The sequence below is a fragment of the Sphingomonas faeni genome, from assembly GCF_024273235.1.
GTDB classification, from domain to species: Bacteria; Pseudomonadota; Alphaproteobacteria; order Sphingomonadales; family Sphingomonadaceae; genus Sphingomonas; species Sphingomonas faeni_A.
This window is the reverse complement of record NZ_JANBVH010000001.1, coordinates 86,934-104,438: the sequence shown is the minus strand read 5'-3', so window position 1 is coordinate 104,438 and position 17,505 is coordinate 86,934. Positions and strand designations below refer to the sequence as shown.

Here is a 17,505-nt window from a genome sequence, read left to right as displayed (position 1 = left end):
TCCCCCTCCGTCGCCTTCGGCGCCACCTCCCCCTGGCGGGGGAGGAATCCAAAATCCTAAGCGGCCGCCTTCGCCTTCCGCCGCCAGAAAGGCCGCGCGCTCCCGGATTGCAGCACGCCCCGCCGGAACAGCCGCGCCCCGACCGAGATAAAGATCGTCACCCACAACGCCTGCCACGCCAGCGCCGCGACATGCGGCCACAGTTCGGCCGAGTTCGCCGCCCGCCCGGCCATCGCGAACGGCGAGGACAGCGGAAACAGCTCGGCGACCGTCGCGATCCAGGTGCCGGGATGCGAGACCGCCGCCGACGATAGCCCGAACATCGCCACCTGCAGGATCGTGATCGGCAGCGACAGCATCTGGATCTCGCGCATCGTCGACGCCTGCGCCCCCACGCCCAGGAACACCGATCCGAGCAGCAGATACGCCATGCTGAAATACGCCGCGAACAGCAGCGCGAACATCGGACCACCGATCGCCGGCGTCAGGTCGCCCAGCGCCGCCGCCGCACCCGCGGGCATCAGCGTCGTGATCTGCGTGACGACGGTGCCCCAGAACGCGACGAACAGCACCGCCACGCCGAACATCCCGATCAGCTTGCCGAAGAACACCGATTCCAAGGGCACAGCAGCGGCCAGCACCTCGATCACCTTGTTGTTGCGCTCCTCGGCCATCGTGCCGACGACCTGCCCCGACAGGAACAAGGTCAGGAAAAAGATCCCGAACACCGCGAAGAACGCCGACTGGTGCTGCCCCCCGACCGAGGTGGTCGATCGCGTGATCCGCGTCTTGGTCGCCGCGATCGTCGGCAGCGTACCGCCGAGCTTCTCCGCCGCCAGCGTCGTCTGCGCGAGCAACCCGAGATAATCCGCCGATCGCTTCCCGCGCGGTCCGTACAGGATCTGCGGCGCGTCGAGCGGACCATAGATCACGGCCGACGCATCGATATCCTTCGTCTCGAAGGCCGCGCGCGCCTGCGCCGCCGGATCGGCCAACGGTGCGACAATGGTCAGCGCCGGCGGGGCTTCGTCCTCGCGGAACACCCCGCGCAATCGCGTATCGGCCTCGGCGATCGGCCGCGATGTCGCCGCGGGGACGATCGCGATGATCCGCGTCTTGTCCTGCGCGCCGCCGCTGACGCTCGCCGCGCCCAGCCCACCGATCGCGCCGAACGATCCCATGATCAGCGGCGCGAACAGGAACAGCAGGAAGATCGGCGTGAACACCGTGGCGATGAAATCACGGCGTGCGATCGTCATGGTCTGGCGGAGCGTTCGACGGAAGCGCGTCATGCCGCCTGCTCCTGCGCGACGTCGCCATGCTGGCCGACGATCCGGACGAACGCCTCGTGCAGCCCGGGCCGCTCGATCGACAGCCCCGAAATCCCGTACCCCGCGTCGATCAACCTCACGAGCAAACTCTCGATCCCCTCGTTCGGCAGCTCGAACCGCCAGCTATCCCCGTCCGCCACCGCATCCGCAGGCAACACGCCGCGAACCGCCGGGTCCGGCCGATGCGGCGTATAATGCACCCGTTGCGGCAGGATTCCCCGCGCGTCGGCCACCGTCCCCTCGAACCGCCGCTTGCCGCCGGCGATGATCGCCAGCCGGTCGCACAGCCGCTCGGCATGGCTCATGATGTGCGTCGAGAACAGGATCGTCGCACCGCGGTCCCGCTCTGCAAGGATCAGCGCCTCGAGCCGCTCCTGGTTGACCGGATCGAGCCCGGAAAACGGCTCGTCGAGCACGAGCAGGTCGGGCTGGTGCACCACCGACCCAAGCAGCTGCACCAGCTGCGCCATGCCCTTCGACAGTTTCCGGATCTTCTCGTCGACCGCATGGCCGAGCCCGGCGGCCTCCATCAGCACCACCGCGCGCTCGCGCCCGGTCTTCCAGTCGAGCCCGCGCAGCGCCCCCAGGAACGCGATCGCCTCGCGCGCCTTCATCGCCGGATACAGCCCGCGCTCCTCGGGCAGATAGCCGACCCGGTCGCTCGCATCGCGCGGATTGTCATAGCCGAGCAGTGTCCGCGATCCCTCGTCGGGCTCGATGATCCCGAGCAGCATGCGCAGGGTGGTCGTCTTGCCGGCGCCATTGGGCCCGAGCACGCCGTACACCGAGCCGCGCGGCACCATGATGTCCACCCCGTCGACCACGCGCCGGTCGCCGAACCGCTTCACGATCCCGCTCGCGGCGACTGCCCATTCATCGTTCACGCGCAATCTTCCTCCCGAGGGTGACGTCGTGGTAGCGGGCGTACGTGGCGCAAGACAAGCTGGAACACCGACTTAAGGCCAAAGCGGCCGAATTGGGTTTTGCCGCCTGCGGAATCGCGCACGCCGATGCAGCACCACGTGCCGGCGAACGCCTCCACCAATGGCTCGCGGACGGCCGCCACGGCGACATGATCTGGATGGAGGAGCGCAAGCACCACCGCGAGAGCCCAGCCGGATTGTGGCCCGAAGTCCGCAGCGTGATCGCGCTCGGGATGAGCTACGCACCGAAGGACGATCCGTTGCGGCTGGCGGACGAGGGCGGGGTAGGGCGCATCTCGGTCTATGCGCAGGGCCCGGATTATCACGACGTCGTGAAGCGCCAGTTGAAGGCGCTCGGCCGCTGGCTTGCGCAGGAAGCGGGCCGCGACATGCCGCCGTTCGATCTAAAAGTGTTCGTCGACACCGCGCCGGTCATGGAAAAGCCGCTCGCCGAAGCCGCCGGCCTCGGCTGGCAGGGCAAACACACCAACCTCGTCAGTCGCGACCACGGAAGCTGGCTGTTCCTCGGCGCGATCTACACGACGCTGGACCTGGAACCGGACCGCGGCGGCGTCGACACCTGCGGCAGTTGCGACGCGTGCCAGACCGCCTGCCCGACCGACGCCTTCCCGCGGCCATACCAGCTCGACGCCCGCCGCTGCATTTCCTACCTCACGATCGAGCATGCCGGCCCGATCCCACACGAATTCCGCGCCGCGATCGGCAACCGCATCTACGGCTGCGACGACTGCCTCGCCGTCTGCCCCTGGAACAAGTTCGCCGCCGCGGCCAACGCCAACCTCGCCTTTCATCCTCGCGCGGAACTGGTCGCGCCGGAGTTGGCCGACATCCTCGCGCTGGACGACCCCACCTTCCGCACGGTGTTCGCCGGCTCCCCCATCAAGCGCATCGGCCGCGACCGCATGATCCGCAACGCCCTGATCGCAGCGGGCAACAGCGGCGACCTGGAACTGGCGCCCCTCGTGCAACACTTGCTCTCGGACGAAAACGCCGTGGTCCGCGAAGCCGCCGGTTGGGCGCTTCAACGGCTTGGTACACTCGCCGCATGATGGCGCTCTTACCGGGTTCGTAACATCTCCACTGCTACCGGGTAGCGACAAGGGGAGGTTGCATGCGCGTGAATATCGTATCGTTCGCCCGGTTGGAGCCATTGTCGCGACCGATCATGACGAACGGAGCGGCCCCCGCCTATGCGATGGTCGCGATCGCGTGGATCGTTGCGCTGCTTGGCATGGTCGCCCGCCACCTGACGATCGCCGTGGACGAATTCGCCATGGCAGTGGCGATCATCGGTACGCCGATCTTGATGGGCCTATGCCTCCGTGGCCGTGGATTCGACCGGCTCGCGACGATCGCGCAAGGGTGCGGTTTGTTCATGACTGGATGTGTCGGTGTCACGCTGCTGACGTTCGTTCTGGCAACGGGCGATCGGCCGCTGGTCGACCCGATGCTGGCGGCAATCGATCATGTGGCGGTCCCGACGCTCGATTGGCGGGCAGCAATGCTGTGGCTGTCGCATCGACGCGCGCTGATGGGCGCCGCGAACTGGGTGTATGAAAGCATCGGCTGGCAACCCGTGGTTCTGATCGCGATGCTTGGTTTGTCGGGTCGAACGGACCGGGTGTGGGCGTTCTTGACGGCATGGCTGGTGACGTTGTCCGTCACTTGCCTGCTCTTCGCGCTGTTTCCCGGGGTCGGCGCCTATGCCTATTTCGGTCTGGCGGCGGCGGATGTCCCTGCGATGCGCGATCCCACGCCATGGCACCAGGCGGCACTGCTCGCCGAATTGCGCGCCGGAACGCTGCATCATATCGGCTTTGTCGATCTTGACGGGATCGTTACCTTTCCCAGCTTCCATGCCGCCGCGGCGGTCATCCTCGCCTGGGGTGCGTGGCCGGTGCGTGCGATCCGCTGGCCTGCGATCCTGCTCAACGGCGCCATGCTCCTGTCCGCGGTTCCTATCGGCGGGCATTATTTGATCGACATTGCCGCCGGCTGCGTGATCGCGGTGATCGGGATATCGATAGCGCGCAAAAATGGCGAGCCAGCGACCGAGACGGGTAAGGCCTACCGTCCCCCCTCGCGCCGGGTCAGCGCCGCGACGCAACTGGCGCGGTCGATGGTGCTGCCGTCGGGTTCGCGGGCGTCGATATAGGTGACGCGGGGGGCTTCCGAGCCCTTGGGATAGAGATACGCGTCGAGCACGCAGATGCCGCTCTGGAACTGGAGCTTGCGCGCCGAGCCTTCCCGGACATCGGCGTCGGGCTGGCCGAACAGCTTGGTCAGGCCGGCGGCGTCCTGCCCCAGCACGCGCTCCAGGCCGACGCTCGTATACGGGATCGCCGGACGCCCGACCGCGGGCTTGGCGACCGGTGCCGCGCAACCCGCGAGGCCGCCGCCGAGTGCCAGCGCGATGCCGATAGTTGTCAGTCGCGTCATGATCGGCCTTTGAGTGAATACCGGGTGTGGAAATAATGCGTCGCCATCGCCGCGCCGAGAACCGGGGCGGCGATGTTGAGGATCGGAACCACGAACAGCCCGGTGTTCGCAAGCCCCAGCACGAACCGCCCGCCCTTCGTCGTCGCACGCCAGCCCCGCATCGCCGCCGCATCCATATGCCGTGCCGCCACCATGTCGCCGAGATCGCGCCCGAGCAGCCAGCCATTGACGACGAAGAACGCGGCCGCGGTACCGACTCCGGTGACGAGCAGCGCGATGTAGACGGGCAACATCAGCAGGTTGACGAGCACCACACGGCCCGCCGACCGGAGCCCCATCGCGACGCTCCGGGCGAACGGCACCGGCCGCGCGGTCTTCAGCGCGTCGGGGTAATGCCGAGCCTCGACCGCCGCGACGACCTCGTCCGCGAACACCCCGACGACCGCGATCGCGACCGCGCGGAACAGCAGCCACAGCGCCAGGATCGTGACGAATAGCGCGAACGCCGCCGCCAGCCCGTCCGCATCCCACCCAAGCCACGCCGCCAGCGCCGCCTGCGTCCCCCACCATGTGCCGACGCCCGCCACGGCGAACACGAGCAACGTCACCGCCATCGACTTCACGAACACGCGGAGAATCGGGGGATCGGTGAGCTGCCGGAGCGAGAGGAGGAAGGCGCGGATCATGTGGACGGGATGACGCGGGGGCGGCGCAAGGTCAACGAAGCTCCGAGTTTTGTAGGTGCGCGATATCTGAGAGCGCGATCCCCGAAAGCGCGATCTCTGAAAGAACGCATAACATAACCCGTTCCCCCGCGGACGCGGGGGCCCAGCTAAACCACGAACACCGCCCGAGACCCTGGACCCCCGCGTTCGCGAGGGAACAGAGGGGCGCGCGGCTGCAACGGGCGCATGGATCGACCAACACCTGCTGCACAGGCGTCACCGCCGTCACCGCCGTGACCGGGGTGATCGTCGTGATCGCTAGAATCGAGTAGGTCGCGGAAGCCAGCAACAAAGGCTACCACCCCGGCGGAGGCCGGGGCCCAATTGGGGGACGCCGATGACGTGACGCGGTGCTCCGTTACTACCACCTTTCCAATTGGGCCCCGGCCTCCGCCGGGGTGGTGGCCTGTTCCAGCTCCAACGGTCCCGATGGCGTCGGCCACGTCCCCCGCGTCCGCACGCACCACCCCCCACGCCGGTTGCACCAATCCCCCCCGCCATTTACGGCAAGGCTTTCCCGCATCCCCGGAGTTCCCCCTTGAGCACACCCACTTACGACGTCGTCGCGATCGGCAACGCCATCGTCGACATCCTCAGCACCGCCGACGACGCGTTCATCGCGGAGATCGGCGTCGCCAAGGGCTCGATGCAGCTCATGTTCTCGTCCGAGGAAGCCGACGCGCTCTACGCCAAGATGGGCCCGGGCATGGAAATCTCCGGCGGGTCGGCTGCCAACACGGTCGCCGGCATCGCTGCGCTCGGCGGCAAATGCGGGTTCATCGGCCAGGTCGCTGACGACCAGCTCGGCCAGGTCTTCGCGCACGACGTCCGCAGCATCGGCATCGAGTTCGCGACGCCCGTCCGCGCCGGCGACCCGACCACCGGCCGCTGCCTGATCTTCGTCACCCCCGACGGCCAGCGCACGATGAACACCTTCCTCGGCGCAGGGCAGTTCCTCCCCGCCGCGGCGATCGACACCGCGATGATCGCCGACAGCGCGATCCTGTACCTCGAAGGCTATCTCTGGGATCCCGAGGAGCCGCGCGCCGCGATGCGCGCCGCGATCGATTGCGCGCGCGACGCCGGCCGGAAAGTCGCCTTCACGCTCAGCGACGTGTTCTGCATCTCGCGCCACGGCGGCGATTTCCGCCAGCTGCTCAGCGACGGCCTGGTCGACATCCTGTTCGCCAACGAGAGCGAACTCGCCGCGCTCGCCGAGACGGACGACTTCGACGCAGCCGTCGCCAAGATCTCCGCGCAGGTCCCGACTTTGGTTGTCACCCGCGGCGAGCACGGCGCCTGCGCGCTCCAGAACGGCAATCGCGCCGAGGTGAAGGCCGAGCCGATCGCCAAGGTCGTCGACACCACCGGCGCCGGCGACCTGTTTGCGGCCGGCTTCCTCCACGGCCAGGCGCAGGGCTACGACCTGCACGCCTCGCTGAAGCTCGGCGCGGTCTGCGCGGCCGAGATCATCAGCCATGTCGGCGCCCGCCCGATGGTCGACATGAAGGCGCTCGCCGCCAAACACATCGGCTGACTCGCACCTCCGTCACCCCGGACTTGTTCCGGGGTCCACCGTCCCGCAAATTCACGGGCTGTGGGTACGCGGAACGGTGGATGCCGGAACGAGCCCGGCATGACGGAAGCAAGAAAAAGGGCCGCGGGAGTTTCCTCCCGCGGCCCTTTTCGCGTCGGGTCTCAGTGCGAGCCCGGCGGCGCCATGTCGATCGGCTCGCCGCCATCGGCCATCCCGCGACCCAGATAGCTCTTCCGGTAGCCGTACAGGAAGTAGATCACGAGCCCGACCGCGCCCCAGATCGGCAGCACCGCCATCGCCTCGTACGGCAGCGAGAAGTACAGCCCGATGCAGCCGACGATCGTCAGCGGCGCGACGATCCACGCGGCCGGCGTGCGGAATGGACGATGCCGGTTCGGCTCGCGCTTGCGCAGGATCAGCAGCGCGATCGCGACCATCATGAACGCGTACAGCGTGCCCGCATTGGCGATGTCCGCCAGCTGGCCGACCGGCAGGAACGCCGCGGCGAACGCCACGAACAGCCCGGTGATCGCGGTCACGATATAGGGCGTCTTCCACTTCGGATGCACGCGGCTCAGCACTTCCGGCAACAGGCCGTCGCGGCTCATCACGAAGAAGATGCGGGTCTGGCCGAACATCAGGATCAGGATCACCGACGGCAGCGCGAGCCCCGCCGCATAGCCCATCCAGTTGCCGACATTCGCATAGCCGATCTGGCGCAGCACGTGTGCCAGCGCTTCGTTCGAACACACCAGCGCCTGCGCATTGGCAGGGATCAGGCAGGCACGCGCCAGTTCGGGCGAACCGGTCGTGAAGGGCACCCCGTCAGGCCCGAACAGCGGCTGGCCACCGATCGTCCCGATCGCGCCTGCCGCGACCAGCATGTAGAACACGGTGCAGATGCCAAGCGACGCGATCAGGCCGATCGGCACATTTCGCTGCGGATCCTTGGTTTCCTCGGCGGCGGTCGAGACCGCGTCGAACCCGACATAGGCGAAGAAGATCGTCGCCGCCGCACCGACCACGCCGAGGCCGTTGCTGCCGAGGATGCCGGTGGGAAGGAACGGCTCGAAATTACCGCCATGCGTCTTCGGCAGCGTGAGCGCGACGAAGGCGGTCAGCGCGACGACCTTGATCGTCACCAGCACCGCGTTGACGCGTGCGCTCTCGGTCGTGCCGATCATCAGCAGCCAGGTGACGAGCAGCGAGATGACGACCGCGGGCAGGTTGATGAAACCGCCCGGCACGTACGGCCCCGCGGCCAGCCAGAGCGGCAGGTCTATCCCGAACGTTTCTCGCAGGATCGAGCCCGAGAAATAGCCGGACCACCCGACCGACACGGCGCTGGCGGCCACTGCATATTCGAGGATCAGGGCCCAGCCGACGGTCCAGGCGAGCAACTCGCCCATCACCGAATAGGTATAGGTGTAGGCGGAGCCGGCGACCGGGGCCATCGCCGCGATCTCGGCATAGCAGAGCGCCGCCACGACGCAGACCGCGCCGGCGACGATGAAGCTCAGGATCATGCCCGGCCCGGCCTTCTGCGCGGCGGCGGACGTCAGCACGAAGATGCCCGTCCCGATCACGCAGCCGATGCCGAGCATGGTAAGCTGGAACGCACCCAGCGATCGGTGGAGCGATTTCTTCTCCGCCGTCGCCAGAATGGCGTCCAGCGATTTTACGCGACCAAAAATCAATTCGGTACCCCCCGGGGATGACGAGGGCCGGGTCAACATGGCCCCCTTGCTCAAGCCGGCGAGCCTAATGGCAATTTTATTACGTGCAATCCTTTAGTGGCGGAAAGCTGCGCTATTGCGCGAGCATCGGCCCGAGCGGGCGCCCGCCGAAGACATGAACATGCAGGTGCGGCACCTCCTGGTGCCCGTCCCGGCCGATGTTGGCGAGCAGGCGATAGCCCGGTTCGACCAGTCCCGCGGTCCGCGCGACAGCGCCGACCGCGCGGACGAACCCGGCGATCTCGGCATCGGGCGCCCGCGCGGAGAAGTCGTCCCAGGATACGTACGCGCCCTTGGGGATCACGAGCAGGTGCGTCGGCGCCTGCGGGTTGATGTCGTGGAAGGCGATTGCGAAGTCGTCCTCGTAGACGCGCTTCGACGGGATCTCGCCGCGCAGGATCTTCGCGAAGATGTTCTGGTCGTCATAGGGCTGGGTGGCGTCGATCGGCATAAATCCCCCTTCCGCTTGCGGGAGGGGTTAGGGGAGGGGCGTGCCTTCCCGATCCCGGCGGAGCGTGTGGGTCATGCCCTCCCCCGACCCCTCCCGCAAGCGGAAGGGGAGCAGATTACGCCGTCCGCCCCGCCTTCTCGACCAACCCACCGACACCCTCGCGCCGCTCCAGTTCCGCGCGCACGTCGTCCAGGCTCAGCCCCGCATCGGCCAGCAACACCGCCAGATGGAACATCAGGTCCGCTGCTTCGGGCACGATGCTGGCCTCGTCGCCCGAGCACGCGGCGATCACCGTCTCGACGGCTTCCTCGCCAAGCTTCTGCGCGATCTTCGGCCGCCCCTTCGCGAACAGGCTCGCGGTATAGCTGGTATCGGCGGGCGCATCGCGGCGCGCGCGGATGGTCGCTTCGAGGCGGTCGAATACAGGGTCTGCCATGCGCGGCGTGCTGACGCAGCCGGGCAGGCGGGTCAATCCTTCTTGGGCTGTCCGGCTGCTTCACGATCGGCAAGGTTGCGGCGACGGGCCTCGATGAACCGCTTCCGCAACGCCCGGCGCACGAGCCAAACGCCGATCGCCGCGAACACGAACAGCGCGACGTCCGACATCGCCAGCCCGGTCGGCGGATGCGCGACGCCGCTATGCCCCGATTCGACCGCGAGTATGGCGAGCGCCGACACGCCCGTCAGGCGCCTAGGGGAAGCGCAGCGCCAACCGGCGTCCGCACCGGAATCCCCGCCGCCGCCAGCGCAGCATGCGCGTCGCCGATCGACGCCTGCCCGAAGTGAAAGATCGACGCGGCGAGCACCGCGCTCGCATGCCCGTCGCGGATGCCCGCCACCAGATCGTCGAGCCCACCGACTCCGCCGCTCGCGACCACCGGCACGCCGACGCGGTCCGAAATCGCGCGGATCAGGTCGAGGTCGTAACCGCTGCGGGTCCCGTCGCGGTCCATCGACGTGACCAGCAACTCGCCCGCGCCTAGCTCGGCGAGCCGCAAGGCATGCGCGATCGCATCGATTCCCGTCGCGCGTCGGCCGCCATGCGTGAACACTTCCCAGCCCTCACCAGATCGCCGCGCATCGACGCTCGCGACACAGCACTGGCTGCCGAACCGCTCGGCGATATCCGCGACCAGCTCCGGCCGCTCGACCGCCGCGGAATTGACCGCCACCTTGTCCGCCCCCGCCAGCAACAGCGCGCGCGCATCGTCCGCCGTCCGTACGCCGCCGCCGACCGTCAACGGCATGAAGCACACCGCCGCCGTCCGTCGCACCACGTCGAGGATCGTACCCCGGCCTTCGTGAGAGGCCCCGATATCGAGGAAGCACAGTTCGTCCGCCCCGGCGGCATCATACGCCCGCGCCTGCTCGACCGGATCACCCGCATCGCGCAGTTCGACGAAGTTCACGCCCTTCACGACACGCCCATCGGCGACGTCGAGACACGGAATCACACGTGCACGAACCGTCATGCGTTGCGCCGTAGAATTGGTTCACGCGGAGACGCGGAGACGCGGAGACGCGGCAAAGCCGCTAAGAATTTTTCGCGCAGAGGCGCAGAGGACGCAGAGAAGAAGGAGCGCGCCGGGGCGGGCGGGGTTCTGTCGCCAGTGAGGAAACAATGAATGCTGCCGCGCACTGCCTCCGCGCTCTCTGCGCCTCTGCGCGAAAAGCTCTCACTTCCTCCGCGTCTCCGCGTCTCCGCGTGAATCATCCTGCTGCCTTCGCCACACTCAAGGCCGCCGCAAGATCGAGCCGGCCATCGTACAGAGCGCGCCCCGTGATGACCCCCTCGACCCCGTCCCGAACATGCAAGGCCAGCACATGGATCTCGGCGATCCCCTTCACGCCACCGCTAGCGATCACCGGAATGTCCACCGCCCGCGCCAGATCGACCGTCGCGTCGACATTGCACCCCTTCAGCATCCCGTCGCGCCCGACATCGGTGAACAGCAACGACGCCACCCCCGCATCCTCGAACCGCCGCGCGAGATCGACCGCGCTCGTGGCCGAAACGTCCGCCCAGCCCTTGGTCGCGACCATGCCGTCCTTCGCGTCGACCGCGACGACGATCCCGCCGGGAAAGTCCTTCGCCACGCCGCGCACGAACTCGGGGTCCTCCAGCGCCGCGGTTCCGATCACGACGCGGGACACGCCCAGGTCGAACCAGCCCTCGACGCTGGCCCGCGTCCTGATCCCGCCGCCAAGCTGCACATGCCCCGGAAACTGCGCGACGATCGCCCGCACCGCATCGCCGTTGACCGAAGCCCCAGCGAACGCGCCATCGAGATCGACCACGTGCAGATGCTCCGCGCCCGCCTCGGCGAACAGCATCGCCTGCGCCGCGGGATCGTCGCCGTAGACGGTCGCCCGGTCCATATCGCCTTCGGCAAGACGCACGACCTGACCCGCCTTGAGGTCGATTGCGGGGAAAATGATGAGACTCATGCGCGGCAATCCTGTTCGATAATCAATCCCGGCCCGCCGTCGCAACCCAGCCCGCAACCCAAGCCCGTCACCCCAGCGAAAGCTGGGGTCTCGTGCGGCAAGGGCGCGCTAGCGATCGTGGGATACCCCAGCTTCCGCTGGGGTGACGGATTGGGGCTGGATGACGGGGTAGAGCAGAGTTGGAACGCTGCGAGGGTCACGGCCGCCACTCCAGGAATCGTTCGAGCAACGCCAGGCCGTAGCGCTGGCTCTTCTCGGGGTGAAACTGCACGCCGATCATCGTGTCGCGGCCGATCGCCGCGGTGACCGCACCGGCATGGTCGGTCGTCGCGAGCACGTCCGAGCCCTCGAAGGCGAAACTGTGCAGGAAATACGCCTCGCCCGGCTCGATCAGCGGATGCGCGACGGTCGGGACAACGTCGTTCCACCCCATATGCGGCACCTTCGCTTCCATCGTACCCGGCTCGAGCCGTCGCACGCGCCCCGGCACCCATCCGAGCCCGGCATGAGTCCCCATCTCCTCACCCGCATCGGCCATCAGTTGCATGCCGACGCAGATCCCGAGAAACGGCATGCCTTCATCGCGCACCCGCCGGTTCAAAGCCTCGACCATCCCCGGCACCGCGCGCAAAGCCGCTGAACAAGCACCATACGCGCCGACACCCGGCAGCACGATCCGCTCGGCCTTGGCGACCACGTCGGCGTCCGAAGTCACGACCAGATCGACACACCCGGCCGTCCGCAACGCGTTTTCGACCGAATGCAGGTTCCCCGCGCCGTAGTCGATGAGCGCTAACATAACCCCCCTCCCTGGAAGGGAGGGGCAGGGGGTGGGTCGGCCGGTTGGCAGGCGTCGTGCTTCCCTAGCAGCCGACCCACCCCCGGCCCCTCCCTTCCAGGGAGGGGGGAAGTCACAAGATTCCCTTGGTCGACGGAATCGCGTCGGCCTTGCGCGGATCGATCTCGATCGCGGTCCGCAGCGCCCGCGCGACACCCTTGAACGCCGCCTCGGCGATATGGTGGTTGTTCGTCCCGTACAAAGTCTCGACGTGCAGCGTGATCCCCGCCGCCTGCGCGAAGCTGTGGAAGAAATGCTCGAACATCTCGGTATCCATGCCACCGAGGCGTTTCTGCGAGAACAGGTCCTTCCACACCAGCCAGGGCCGCCCGGAAATATCCAGAGCCACCCGCGTCAGCGTCTCGTCCATCGGCGACAGCGCATCGCCGTACCGCGCGATGCCCCTCTTGTCGCCGAGCGCCTGCGCGAACGCCTGCCCGATCGCGATGCCGGTGTCCTCCACCGTATGGTGCTCGTCGATGTGCAGATCGCCCTTGGTCCGCACGCGCAGATCGATCAGCGAGTGACGCGAGAGTTGCTCGAGCATGTGGTCGAAGAAACCGACCCCGGTCTCGACGTCGTACACGCCGGTCCCATCGAGGTTCACGGTGACGTCGATCGCCGTCTCGGCGGTGGAGCGGGTGATCGTGGCGGTGCGCATGCCACCTCCCATAACGTGCGCCGCGACGCATGCAATCTTGACCGCCAATCGAATGACGCTACCCAAGGGGAATGACCGATGGACTGCCCGATAGCCTGATTCCGTACGACGAGATCGTGCAAGAAGCCCTGCGTGCCGTCGTCGGCCGCGTGCTGGGTTCCGTCGCGGAGGCCGGCGGGCTGCCCGGCGAGCATCATTTCTACATCACCTTCAAGACGCAGGCCCCCGGCGTCGACATCCCCAAGCGCCTGATCGAGCGCTTCCCGGACGAGATGACGATCGTCATGCAGAACCGCTATTGGGACCTGATCGTCGACGACGAGCGCTTCTCGATCGGGCTCAGCTTCAACCAGGTCCCCTCGAAGCTGGTCATCCCCTACTCGGCGATCACCGCGTTCCAGGATCCCGCGGTAAGCTTCGAACTCCGCTTCCAGGCACAGGAAGGTGCGGAAGACGCGCTCGGCGACCATGACGAAGCGGAAAACGACGGCCCGACCGCGGTCCCGATCGAGGATGGCTCGAATGTCGTGGCGGTGGATTTCAAACGGAAGAAGTAACCCGAACTCCCTCGCCCCTACGGGGAGAGGGAAGGGGCCCGCCGCACTTGCGGTGGGAAGGGAGAGGGGAGTGAGGCTCGGGACGGTTCATCCCAACGCCCCTCTCCCTTCCGTCGCAAGCGCTCCTCCCTCCCTCTCCCCGGAGGGGCGAGGGACCCACGCAAGCCCGGAAGGTTCTTTCCCCATGACCACCCGCACAGAAACCGACACGATCGGCCCAATCGAAGTCCCCGCAGCCGCCTATTGGGGCGCACAGACCGAACGCTCGATCGAGAACTTCCCCTTCGCCACCCGCGAACGCATGCCGATCGAGATCGTCCACGCGCTCGCGCTCGTCAAACAGGCCGCCGCCCGCGTCAATCGCGCCCACGGCCTCGACCCGAAAATCGCCGACGCGATCGACTCCGCCGCGCAGGAAATCATTGACGGCAAGCTCGACGACCAGTTCCCCCTCGTCATCTGGCAGACCGGCAGCGGCACGCAGTCGAACATGAACGTCAACGAGGTCATCGCCGGCCGCGCCAACGAGGTCCTCACCGGCACCCGCGGCGGCAAGTCACCGGTCCACCCCAACGACCACGTCAACATGAGCCAGTCGTCGAACGACAGCTTCCCCACCGCGCTCCACATCGCCGCCGCCATCGCCACGACCCACCGCCTGATTCCCGCACTCGACAAGCTGCATGCCGCGCTCGACGCCAAGGCCAATGCCTGGGACGACATCGTCAAGATCGGCCGCACGCACCTGCAGGACGCAACGCCGCTGACACTGGGCCAGGAGTTTTCCGGCTATGCGAACCAGCTCTACCGCTGCCGTCATCGTATCGAGCCCGCGATCAGCCACGGCATGGTCATCCTCGCGCAGGGCGGCACCGCGGTAGGCACAGGCCTCAACGCGCCCACCGGCTTCGGCGACGCGATCGCGCACGAACTCGCCGAAATCACCGGCCTCCCGTTCGTTAGCGCACGCAACAAGTTCGAGGCGCTGGCGTCGAACGACCCGCTCGTCCACCTCTCGGGCACGCTCAACACGCTAGCGGTCGCGCTGACCAAGATCGCCAACGATATCCGCCTGCTCGGCTCGGGCCCCCGTTGCGGCTTCGGCGAGATCGACCTTCCCGCCAACGAGCCCGGCAGCTCGATCATGCCGGGGAAAGTGAACCCCACGCAGTGCGAGATGCTCACGATGGTCGCCGGGCAGGTAATGGGCAATCACGTCGCGGTCACCGTCGGCGGGATGCAGGGCCATCTCGAACTGAACGTCTTTAAGCCGCTGATCGGCGCCAACGTGCTGCGCTCGATCGACCTGCTCGCGACCGCGATGGAAGGGTTCGCGGAACGCTGCGTCGACGGCATCGAACCGAACCGCGGCCGCATCGCCGAACTGCTCGACCGTTCGCTGATGCTGGTCACCGCGCTCGCCCCGGAGATCGGCTACGACGCGGCGGCGAAGATCGCCAAATACGCCCACGCCGAAGGCCTGACGCTCAAGGAAGCCGGCCTGGCGCTCGGCCTGGTCGACGCCGAAACCTTCGACCGAGTCGTCAAACCCGAATCGATGCTCGGCCGCTGACCGTTCTCCTGCGCACGCAGGAGTCCAGGGTCACGGACGGCGCGCTTGGTACCCTGGGCTCCTGCGTGCGCAGGAGAACACGAGGCAGGGAACCCAAACGCCTTTCGCGCGCTAACCCGCCACACGGGCAGGAGAAAATTACGTGGGCGCAACGACCATAGGCGCGCTGATCGGCGCAGGCATCGACTCGCTGAGCGGCGACGACGGCAACGCGGACGGCGCGATCATCGGTGCGATCACCGCCAACGTACTCAAGATCGTCGTGCCCATGGCCGTGACCTACGCGATCGGCTGGGCAGTGCTGCGCGGTGCAGCGGAACTCAAGGACCAGGTTTTCGGAGAGGTAAAAGCATGATCGGACGTATTATCAGCGCATTGGTCGGCCGCGAGATGGGCCGTCGCAACGGCACGGGCGGCGCTTCGGGCGCAGTGAAGGGCGTGGTGGCGATGGGCCTGATGCGCCGCATGGGCCCGCTCGGCATGATCCTCGGCGGCGGCTACGCGGCCAAGAAGGCGTATGACCGCAACAAGGCGCGCAAGACGGGCTACTGATCCGCTCCCGGAATTCGCCCCCGGAATTCGGGCGCCAGAATGACACGCGCGGACTGCGGATGGGTTGACGCCCATGCGCAGTCCGCGGCAAGGGCGCGCATGCCCCACACACTTCCGTCCGACCCGCATGGTTTCCGTCGCCGCGGAGTCCTGTTCGTCCTGTCCTCGCCGTCCGGCGCCGGCAAATCGACCATCGCGCGCCGATTGCTCGCGGACGAGCACGAACTGGAGATGTCGGTCTCGGTGACCACCCGGCCGATGCGGCCAGGCGAAGTCGACGGCAAAGATTACCATTTCACCGACCTCGAGGGCTTTCGCGACATGGTCGCGAAGGACGAATTCCTCGAATGGGCGCACGTCTTCAATCACCGCTACGGCACCCCGCGCGCGCAGGTCGAGGAGCTGCTGGCCGCGGGCAAGGACGTGCTGTTCGATATCGACTGGCAGGGCGCGCAACAGCTGTTCCAGATCGCCGGCGGCGACGTCGTCCGCGTCTTCATCTTCCCGCCGTCGATGGAGGAACTCCACCGGAGACTCACCAGCCGCGGCACCGACTCGACCGAGGTCATCGACGCCCGCATGTCGCGCGCGGCGAACGAGGTCAGCCATTGGGACGGCTATGACTATGTGCTGGTCAACGACGACGTCGACAGCTGCATCCGCGGCGTGAAGACGATTTTGGCGGCGGAACGGTTGAAACGCTCGCGCCAGACCGGCCTGATCGGCTTCATCCGCCGCCTGACCCGCTAGTTATCCCAACCCGTCATCCCAGCGAAAGCTGGGATCTCCCCGTTCCGGGGCGCAGCGTTCGCCAACCGGGATACCCCAGCTTCCGCTGGGGTGACAGGTCTTTGAAGCACTTCCGGCGACTGGCACTGACTGGCCTCACACCCGCCTGACCCGCTGATCTTCCCCCCCTCCCTGAAAGGGAGGGGCCGGGGGTGGGTCGGCTGCTTGGGGATCGAAGCCTCAGCCAACCGGCTGACCCACCCCCAACCCCTCCCTTCCAGGGAGGGGAGCAAGTTACAGCAGTCCCAGAAACTCGACCCCGACCCCGAACTCCTTGCGCTTCAACTCGCGCAACTGGGTCGCCTGCCAGTCCTCGCCCCACATCTCGACCGACCAGTCCTCGTCGATCCCCGCCGCCGCCCAGGCCGCATCCGCATCGATCTCCCCCTCGATCAGCGCCAGCCCGATCACCAGCGATCCGGTCAGCGTCACCACCGGCGACAACCCCGCCAGCCGGAAATCGTCATATGCCGCGACCGCCTCGTGCAGCCGCGCGATCGTCGCATCTGGCTGAGCAACGTGCATCACCCCCGCCGTCACCGCGAACGTCACGTCATACCGCCCGCGCGCCCACGCCAGCAGCGGATCCCACGCCGCCGCCTGCCGCTCGACCAGCAGCGGCGGCCCATCGGCGCGATAACAGAGCAGGTCGCTCTCGCCATACGCCGCCAGCCGCGCAGCGAACTGCGCCGGATCGTTCGCGATCGGATCGGTCGCCGCGTTCGCCAAGCCCGTCAGCGGCATCGTCCGCGGATCTATCGTCTCGCCGACCGCGCGCCATTCCTCCGCGACCGCCTCGGCCAGCGCATCGCTCGGCAACGCCAGCGGCCGCCGCCCGGGCGTCCGCACCGGCTTGCCGTCGAGCGTCACCACCCGGTCCGCATCGATCGCGACGTCTTTCCAGAAGCGTTTCATTCGCCCATT

21 protein-coding genes are annotated in these 17,505 nt (G+C 67.4%); 8 read left to right on the top strand and 13 right to left on the bottom strand.

Annotated elements, in window-relative coordinates:
• Positions 1–56: 56 nt before the first annotated feature.
• Together NLI89_RS00500 and NLI89_RS00495 are read right to left on the bottom strand one after the other, a co-directional pair.
• The gene (locus tag NLI89_RS00500) at positions 57–1,292 is read right to left on the bottom strand and encodes an ABC transporter permease (protein ID WP_254685193.1); all 1,236 of its coding nucleotides are present in this window, start codon (positions 1,290–1,292) and stop codon (positions 57–59) included.
• Positions 1,289–2,215: an ABC transporter ATP-binding protein gene (locus NLI89_RS00495; RefSeq protein WP_254685192.1), complete on the bottom strand. Its 927-nt coding sequence runs from the start codon at positions 2,213–2,215 to the stop codon at positions 1,289–1,291. Before NLI89_RS00495 ends, NLI89_RS00500 begins: the two co-directional genes overlap by 4 nt.
• A 44-nt stretch (positions 2,216–2,259) precedes the next feature.
• Here NLI89_RS00495 and queG point away from each other — a divergent pair, with 44 nt between their 5' ends.
• Positions 2,260–3,324: a tRNA epoxyqueuosine(34) reductase QueG gene (gene queG, locus NLI89_RS00490; RefSeq protein ID WP_254685191.1), complete on the top strand. Its 1,065-nt coding sequence runs from the start codon at positions 2,260–2,262 to the stop codon at positions 3,322–3,324.
• A gap of 62 nt (positions 3,325–3,386) precedes the next feature.
• Entirely contained in the window at positions 3,387–4,430 is a 1,044-nt protein-coding gene (locus NLI89_RS00485; RefSeq protein WP_254685190.1) for a phosphatase PAP2 family protein, read from the top strand.
• On the opposite strand, the gene NLI89_RS00480 is transcribed toward NLI89_RS00485, so the two are convergent.
• Together NLI89_RS00480 and NLI89_RS00475 are read right to left on the bottom strand one after the other, a co-directional pair.
• Positions 4,343–4,714, bottom strand: a complete 372-nt coding sequence (locus NLI89_RS00480; RefSeq protein ID WP_254685189.1) for a hypothetical protein — start codon at positions 4,712–4,714, stop codon at positions 4,343–4,345. The two genes, NLI89_RS00485 and NLI89_RS00480, sit on opposite strands and share 88 nt — an antisense overlap.
• On the bottom strand, positions 4,711–5,400 hold the full coding sequence (locus NLI89_RS00475; protein ID WP_254685188.1) for an EI24 domain-containing protein: 690 nt from the start codon (positions 5,398–5,400) through the stop codon (positions 4,711–4,713). The genes NLI89_RS00480 and NLI89_RS00475 overlap by 4 nt, the downstream gene beginning before the upstream one ends.
• Before the next feature lie 577 nt (positions 5,401–5,977).
• Here NLI89_RS00475 and NLI89_RS00470 point away from each other — a divergent pair.
• Entirely contained in the window at positions 5,978–6,976 is a 999-nt protein-coding gene (locus tag NLI89_RS00470) for an adenosine kinase (RefSeq protein WP_254685187.1), read from the top strand.
• 161 nt (positions 6,977–7,137) lie between these two features.
• Here NLI89_RS00470 and NLI89_RS00465 read toward each other — a convergent pair whose 3' ends face one another.
• The 8 genes from NLI89_RS00465 to hisB all read right to left on the bottom strand — a co-directional run bounded on the left by NLI89_RS00465 (position 7,138) and on the right by hisB (position 13,110).
• Positions 7,138–8,673 (bottom strand): amino acid permease, encoded by a 1,536-nt coding sequence (locus tag NLI89_RS00465; RefSeq protein ID WP_254685186.1) that lies wholly within the window; start codon positions 8,671–8,673, stop codon positions 7,138–7,140.
• 112 nt (positions 8,674–8,785) lie between these two features.
• Complete coding sequence (locus tag NLI89_RS00460; protein WP_254685185.1) at positions 8,786–9,163, bottom strand: histidine triad nucleotide-binding protein; 378 nt, start codon at positions 9,161–9,163, stop codon at positions 8,786–8,788.
• 115 nt (positions 9,164–9,278) lie between these two features.
• The gene (locus NLI89_RS00455) at positions 9,279–9,599 is read right to left on the bottom strand and encodes a phosphoribosyl-ATP diphosphatase (RefSeq protein ID WP_254685184.1); all 321 of its coding nucleotides are present in this window, start codon (positions 9,597–9,599) and stop codon (positions 9,279–9,281) included.
• Positions 9,600–9,631: 32 nt separating this feature from the next.
• Complete coding sequence (locus NLI89_RS00450) at positions 9,632–9,841, bottom strand: hypothetical protein (protein WP_254685183.1); 210 nt, start codon at positions 9,839–9,841, stop codon at positions 9,632–9,634.
• Positions 9,842–9,846: 5 nt separating this feature from the next.
• Positions 9,847–10,635: an imidazole glycerol phosphate synthase subunit HisF gene (gene hisF, locus NLI89_RS00445; RefSeq protein WP_254685182.1), complete on the bottom strand. Its 789-nt coding sequence runs from the start codon at positions 10,633–10,635 to the stop codon at positions 9,847–9,849.
• 238 nt (positions 10,636–10,873) lie between these two features.
• The gene (gene hisA, locus NLI89_RS00440) at positions 10,874–11,611 is read right to left on the bottom strand and encodes a 1-(5-phosphoribosyl)-5-[(5-phosphoribosylamino)methylideneamino]imidazole-4-carboxamide isomerase (RefSeq protein WP_254685181.1); all 738 of its coding nucleotides are present in this window, start codon (positions 11,609–11,611) and stop codon (positions 10,874–10,876) included.
• A gap of 196 nt (positions 11,612–11,807) precedes the next feature.
• Positions 11,808–12,410: an imidazole glycerol phosphate synthase subunit HisH gene (gene hisH, locus NLI89_RS00435; protein WP_254685180.1), complete on the bottom strand. Its 603-nt coding sequence runs from the start codon at positions 12,408–12,410 to the stop codon at positions 11,808–11,810.
• Between the two features lie 112 nt (positions 12,411–12,522).
• Positions 12,523–13,110, bottom strand: a complete 588-nt coding sequence (gene hisB, locus NLI89_RS00430; RefSeq protein ID WP_254685179.1) for an imidazoleglycerol-phosphate dehydratase HisB — start codon at positions 13,108–13,110, stop codon at positions 12,523–12,525.
• Between the two features lie 71 nt (positions 13,111–13,181).
• Between hisB and NLI89_RS00425 the strand changes: the two genes are divergently transcribed.
• From NLI89_RS00425 to gmk, 5 genes are all read left to right on the top strand, one after another.
• Entirely contained in the window at positions 13,182–13,667 is a 486-nt protein-coding gene (locus NLI89_RS00425) for an SspB family protein (RefSeq protein ID WP_056489744.1), read from the top strand.
• 184 nt (positions 13,668–13,851) lie between these two features.
• Complete coding sequence (gene fumC, locus NLI89_RS00420) at positions 13,852–15,240, top strand: class II fumarate hydratase (RefSeq protein ID WP_254685178.1); 1,389 nt, start codon at positions 13,852–13,854, stop codon at positions 15,238–15,240.
• A 142-nt stretch (positions 15,241–15,382) separates the two neighbouring features.
• Positions 15,383–15,595 carry a hypothetical protein gene (locus tag NLI89_RS00415; RefSeq protein ID WP_254685177.1) on the top strand — a complete coding sequence of 71 codons (213 nt, stop codon included), beginning with the start codon at positions 15,383–15,385 and terminating at the stop codon, positions 15,593–15,595.
• Entirely contained in the window at positions 15,592–15,792 is a 201-nt protein-coding gene (locus NLI89_RS00410) for a hypothetical protein (RefSeq protein ID WP_254685176.1), read from the top strand. The genes NLI89_RS00415 and NLI89_RS00410 overlap by 4 nt, the downstream gene beginning before the upstream one ends.
• 99 nt (positions 15,793–15,891) lie before the next feature.
• Entirely contained in the window at positions 15,892–16,542 is a 651-nt protein-coding gene (gene gmk, locus NLI89_RS00405) for a guanylate kinase (RefSeq protein WP_254685175.1), read from the top strand.
• Between the two features lie 273 nt (positions 16,543–16,815).
• Here gmk and NLI89_RS00400 read toward each other — a convergent pair whose 3' ends face one another.
• On the bottom strand, positions 16,816–17,496 hold the full coding sequence (locus NLI89_RS00400) for an ATP12 family chaperone protein (protein ID WP_254685174.1): 681 nt from the start codon (positions 17,494–17,496) through the stop codon (positions 16,816–16,818).
• Positions 17,497–17,505 lie beyond the last annotated feature (9 nt).

What these genes read in the sequence shown, in the direction of transcription:
- NLI89_RS00500 (WP_254685193.1), bottom strand. Translation starts at nt 1,292, where the DNA reads ATGACGCGCTTCCGTCGAACGCTCCGCCAGACCATGACGATCGCACGC.
- NLI89_RS00485 (WP_254685190.1), top strand. Translation starts at nt 3,387, where the DNA reads ATGCGCGTGAATATCGTATCGTTCGCCCGGTTGGAGCCATTGTCGCGA.
- NLI89_RS00480 (WP_254685189.1), bottom strand. Translation starts at nt 4,714, where the DNA reads ATGACGCGACTGACAACTATCGGCATCGCGCTGGCACTCGGCGGCGGC.
- NLI89_RS00475 (WP_254685188.1), bottom strand. Translation starts at nt 5,400, where the DNA reads ATGATCCGCGCCTTCCTCCTCTCGCTCCGGCAGCTCACCGATCCCCCG.
- NLI89_RS00460 (WP_254685185.1), bottom strand. Translation starts at nt 9,163, where the DNA reads ATGCCGATCGACGCCACCCAGCCCTATGACGACCAGAACATCTTCGCG.
- NLI89_RS00455 (WP_254685184.1), bottom strand. Translation starts at nt 9,599, where the DNA reads ATGGCAGACCCTGTATTCGACCGCCTCGAAGCGACCATCCGCGCGCGC.
- hisF (WP_254685182.1), bottom strand. Translation starts at nt 10,635, where the DNA reads ATGACGGTTCGTGCACGTGTGATTCCGTGTCTCGACGTCGCCGATGGG.
- hisA (WP_254685181.1), bottom strand. Translation starts at nt 11,611, where the DNA reads ATGAGTCTCATCATTTTCCCCGCAATCGACCTCAAGGCGGGTCAGGTC.
- hisH (WP_254685180.1), bottom strand. Translation starts at nt 12,410, where the DNA reads ATGTTAGCGCTCATCGACTACGGCGCGGGGAACCTGCATTCGGTCGAA.
- hisB (WP_254685179.1), bottom strand. Translation starts at nt 13,110, where the DNA reads ATGCGCACCGCCACGATCACCCGCTCCACCGCCGAGACGGCGATCGAC.
- NLI89_RS00425 (WP_056489744.1), top strand. Translation starts at nt 13,182, where the DNA reads ATGACCGATGGACTGCCCGATAGCCTGATTCCGTACGACGAGATCGTG.
- fumC (WP_254685178.1), top strand. Translation starts at nt 13,852, where the DNA reads ATGACCACCCGCACAGAAACCGACACGATCGGCCCAATCGAAGTCCCC.
- NLI89_RS00410 (WP_254685176.1), top strand. Translation starts at nt 15,592, where the DNA reads ATGATCGGACGTATTATCAGCGCATTGGTCGGCCGCGAGATGGGCCGT.
- gmk (WP_254685175.1), top strand. Translation starts at nt 15,892, where the DNA reads ATGCCCCACACACTTCCGTCCGACCCGCATGGTTTCCGTCGCCGCGGA.
- NLI89_RS00400 (WP_254685174.1), bottom strand. Translation starts at nt 17,496, where the DNA reads ATGAAACGCTTCTGGAAAGACGTCGCGATCGATGCGGACCGGGTGGTG.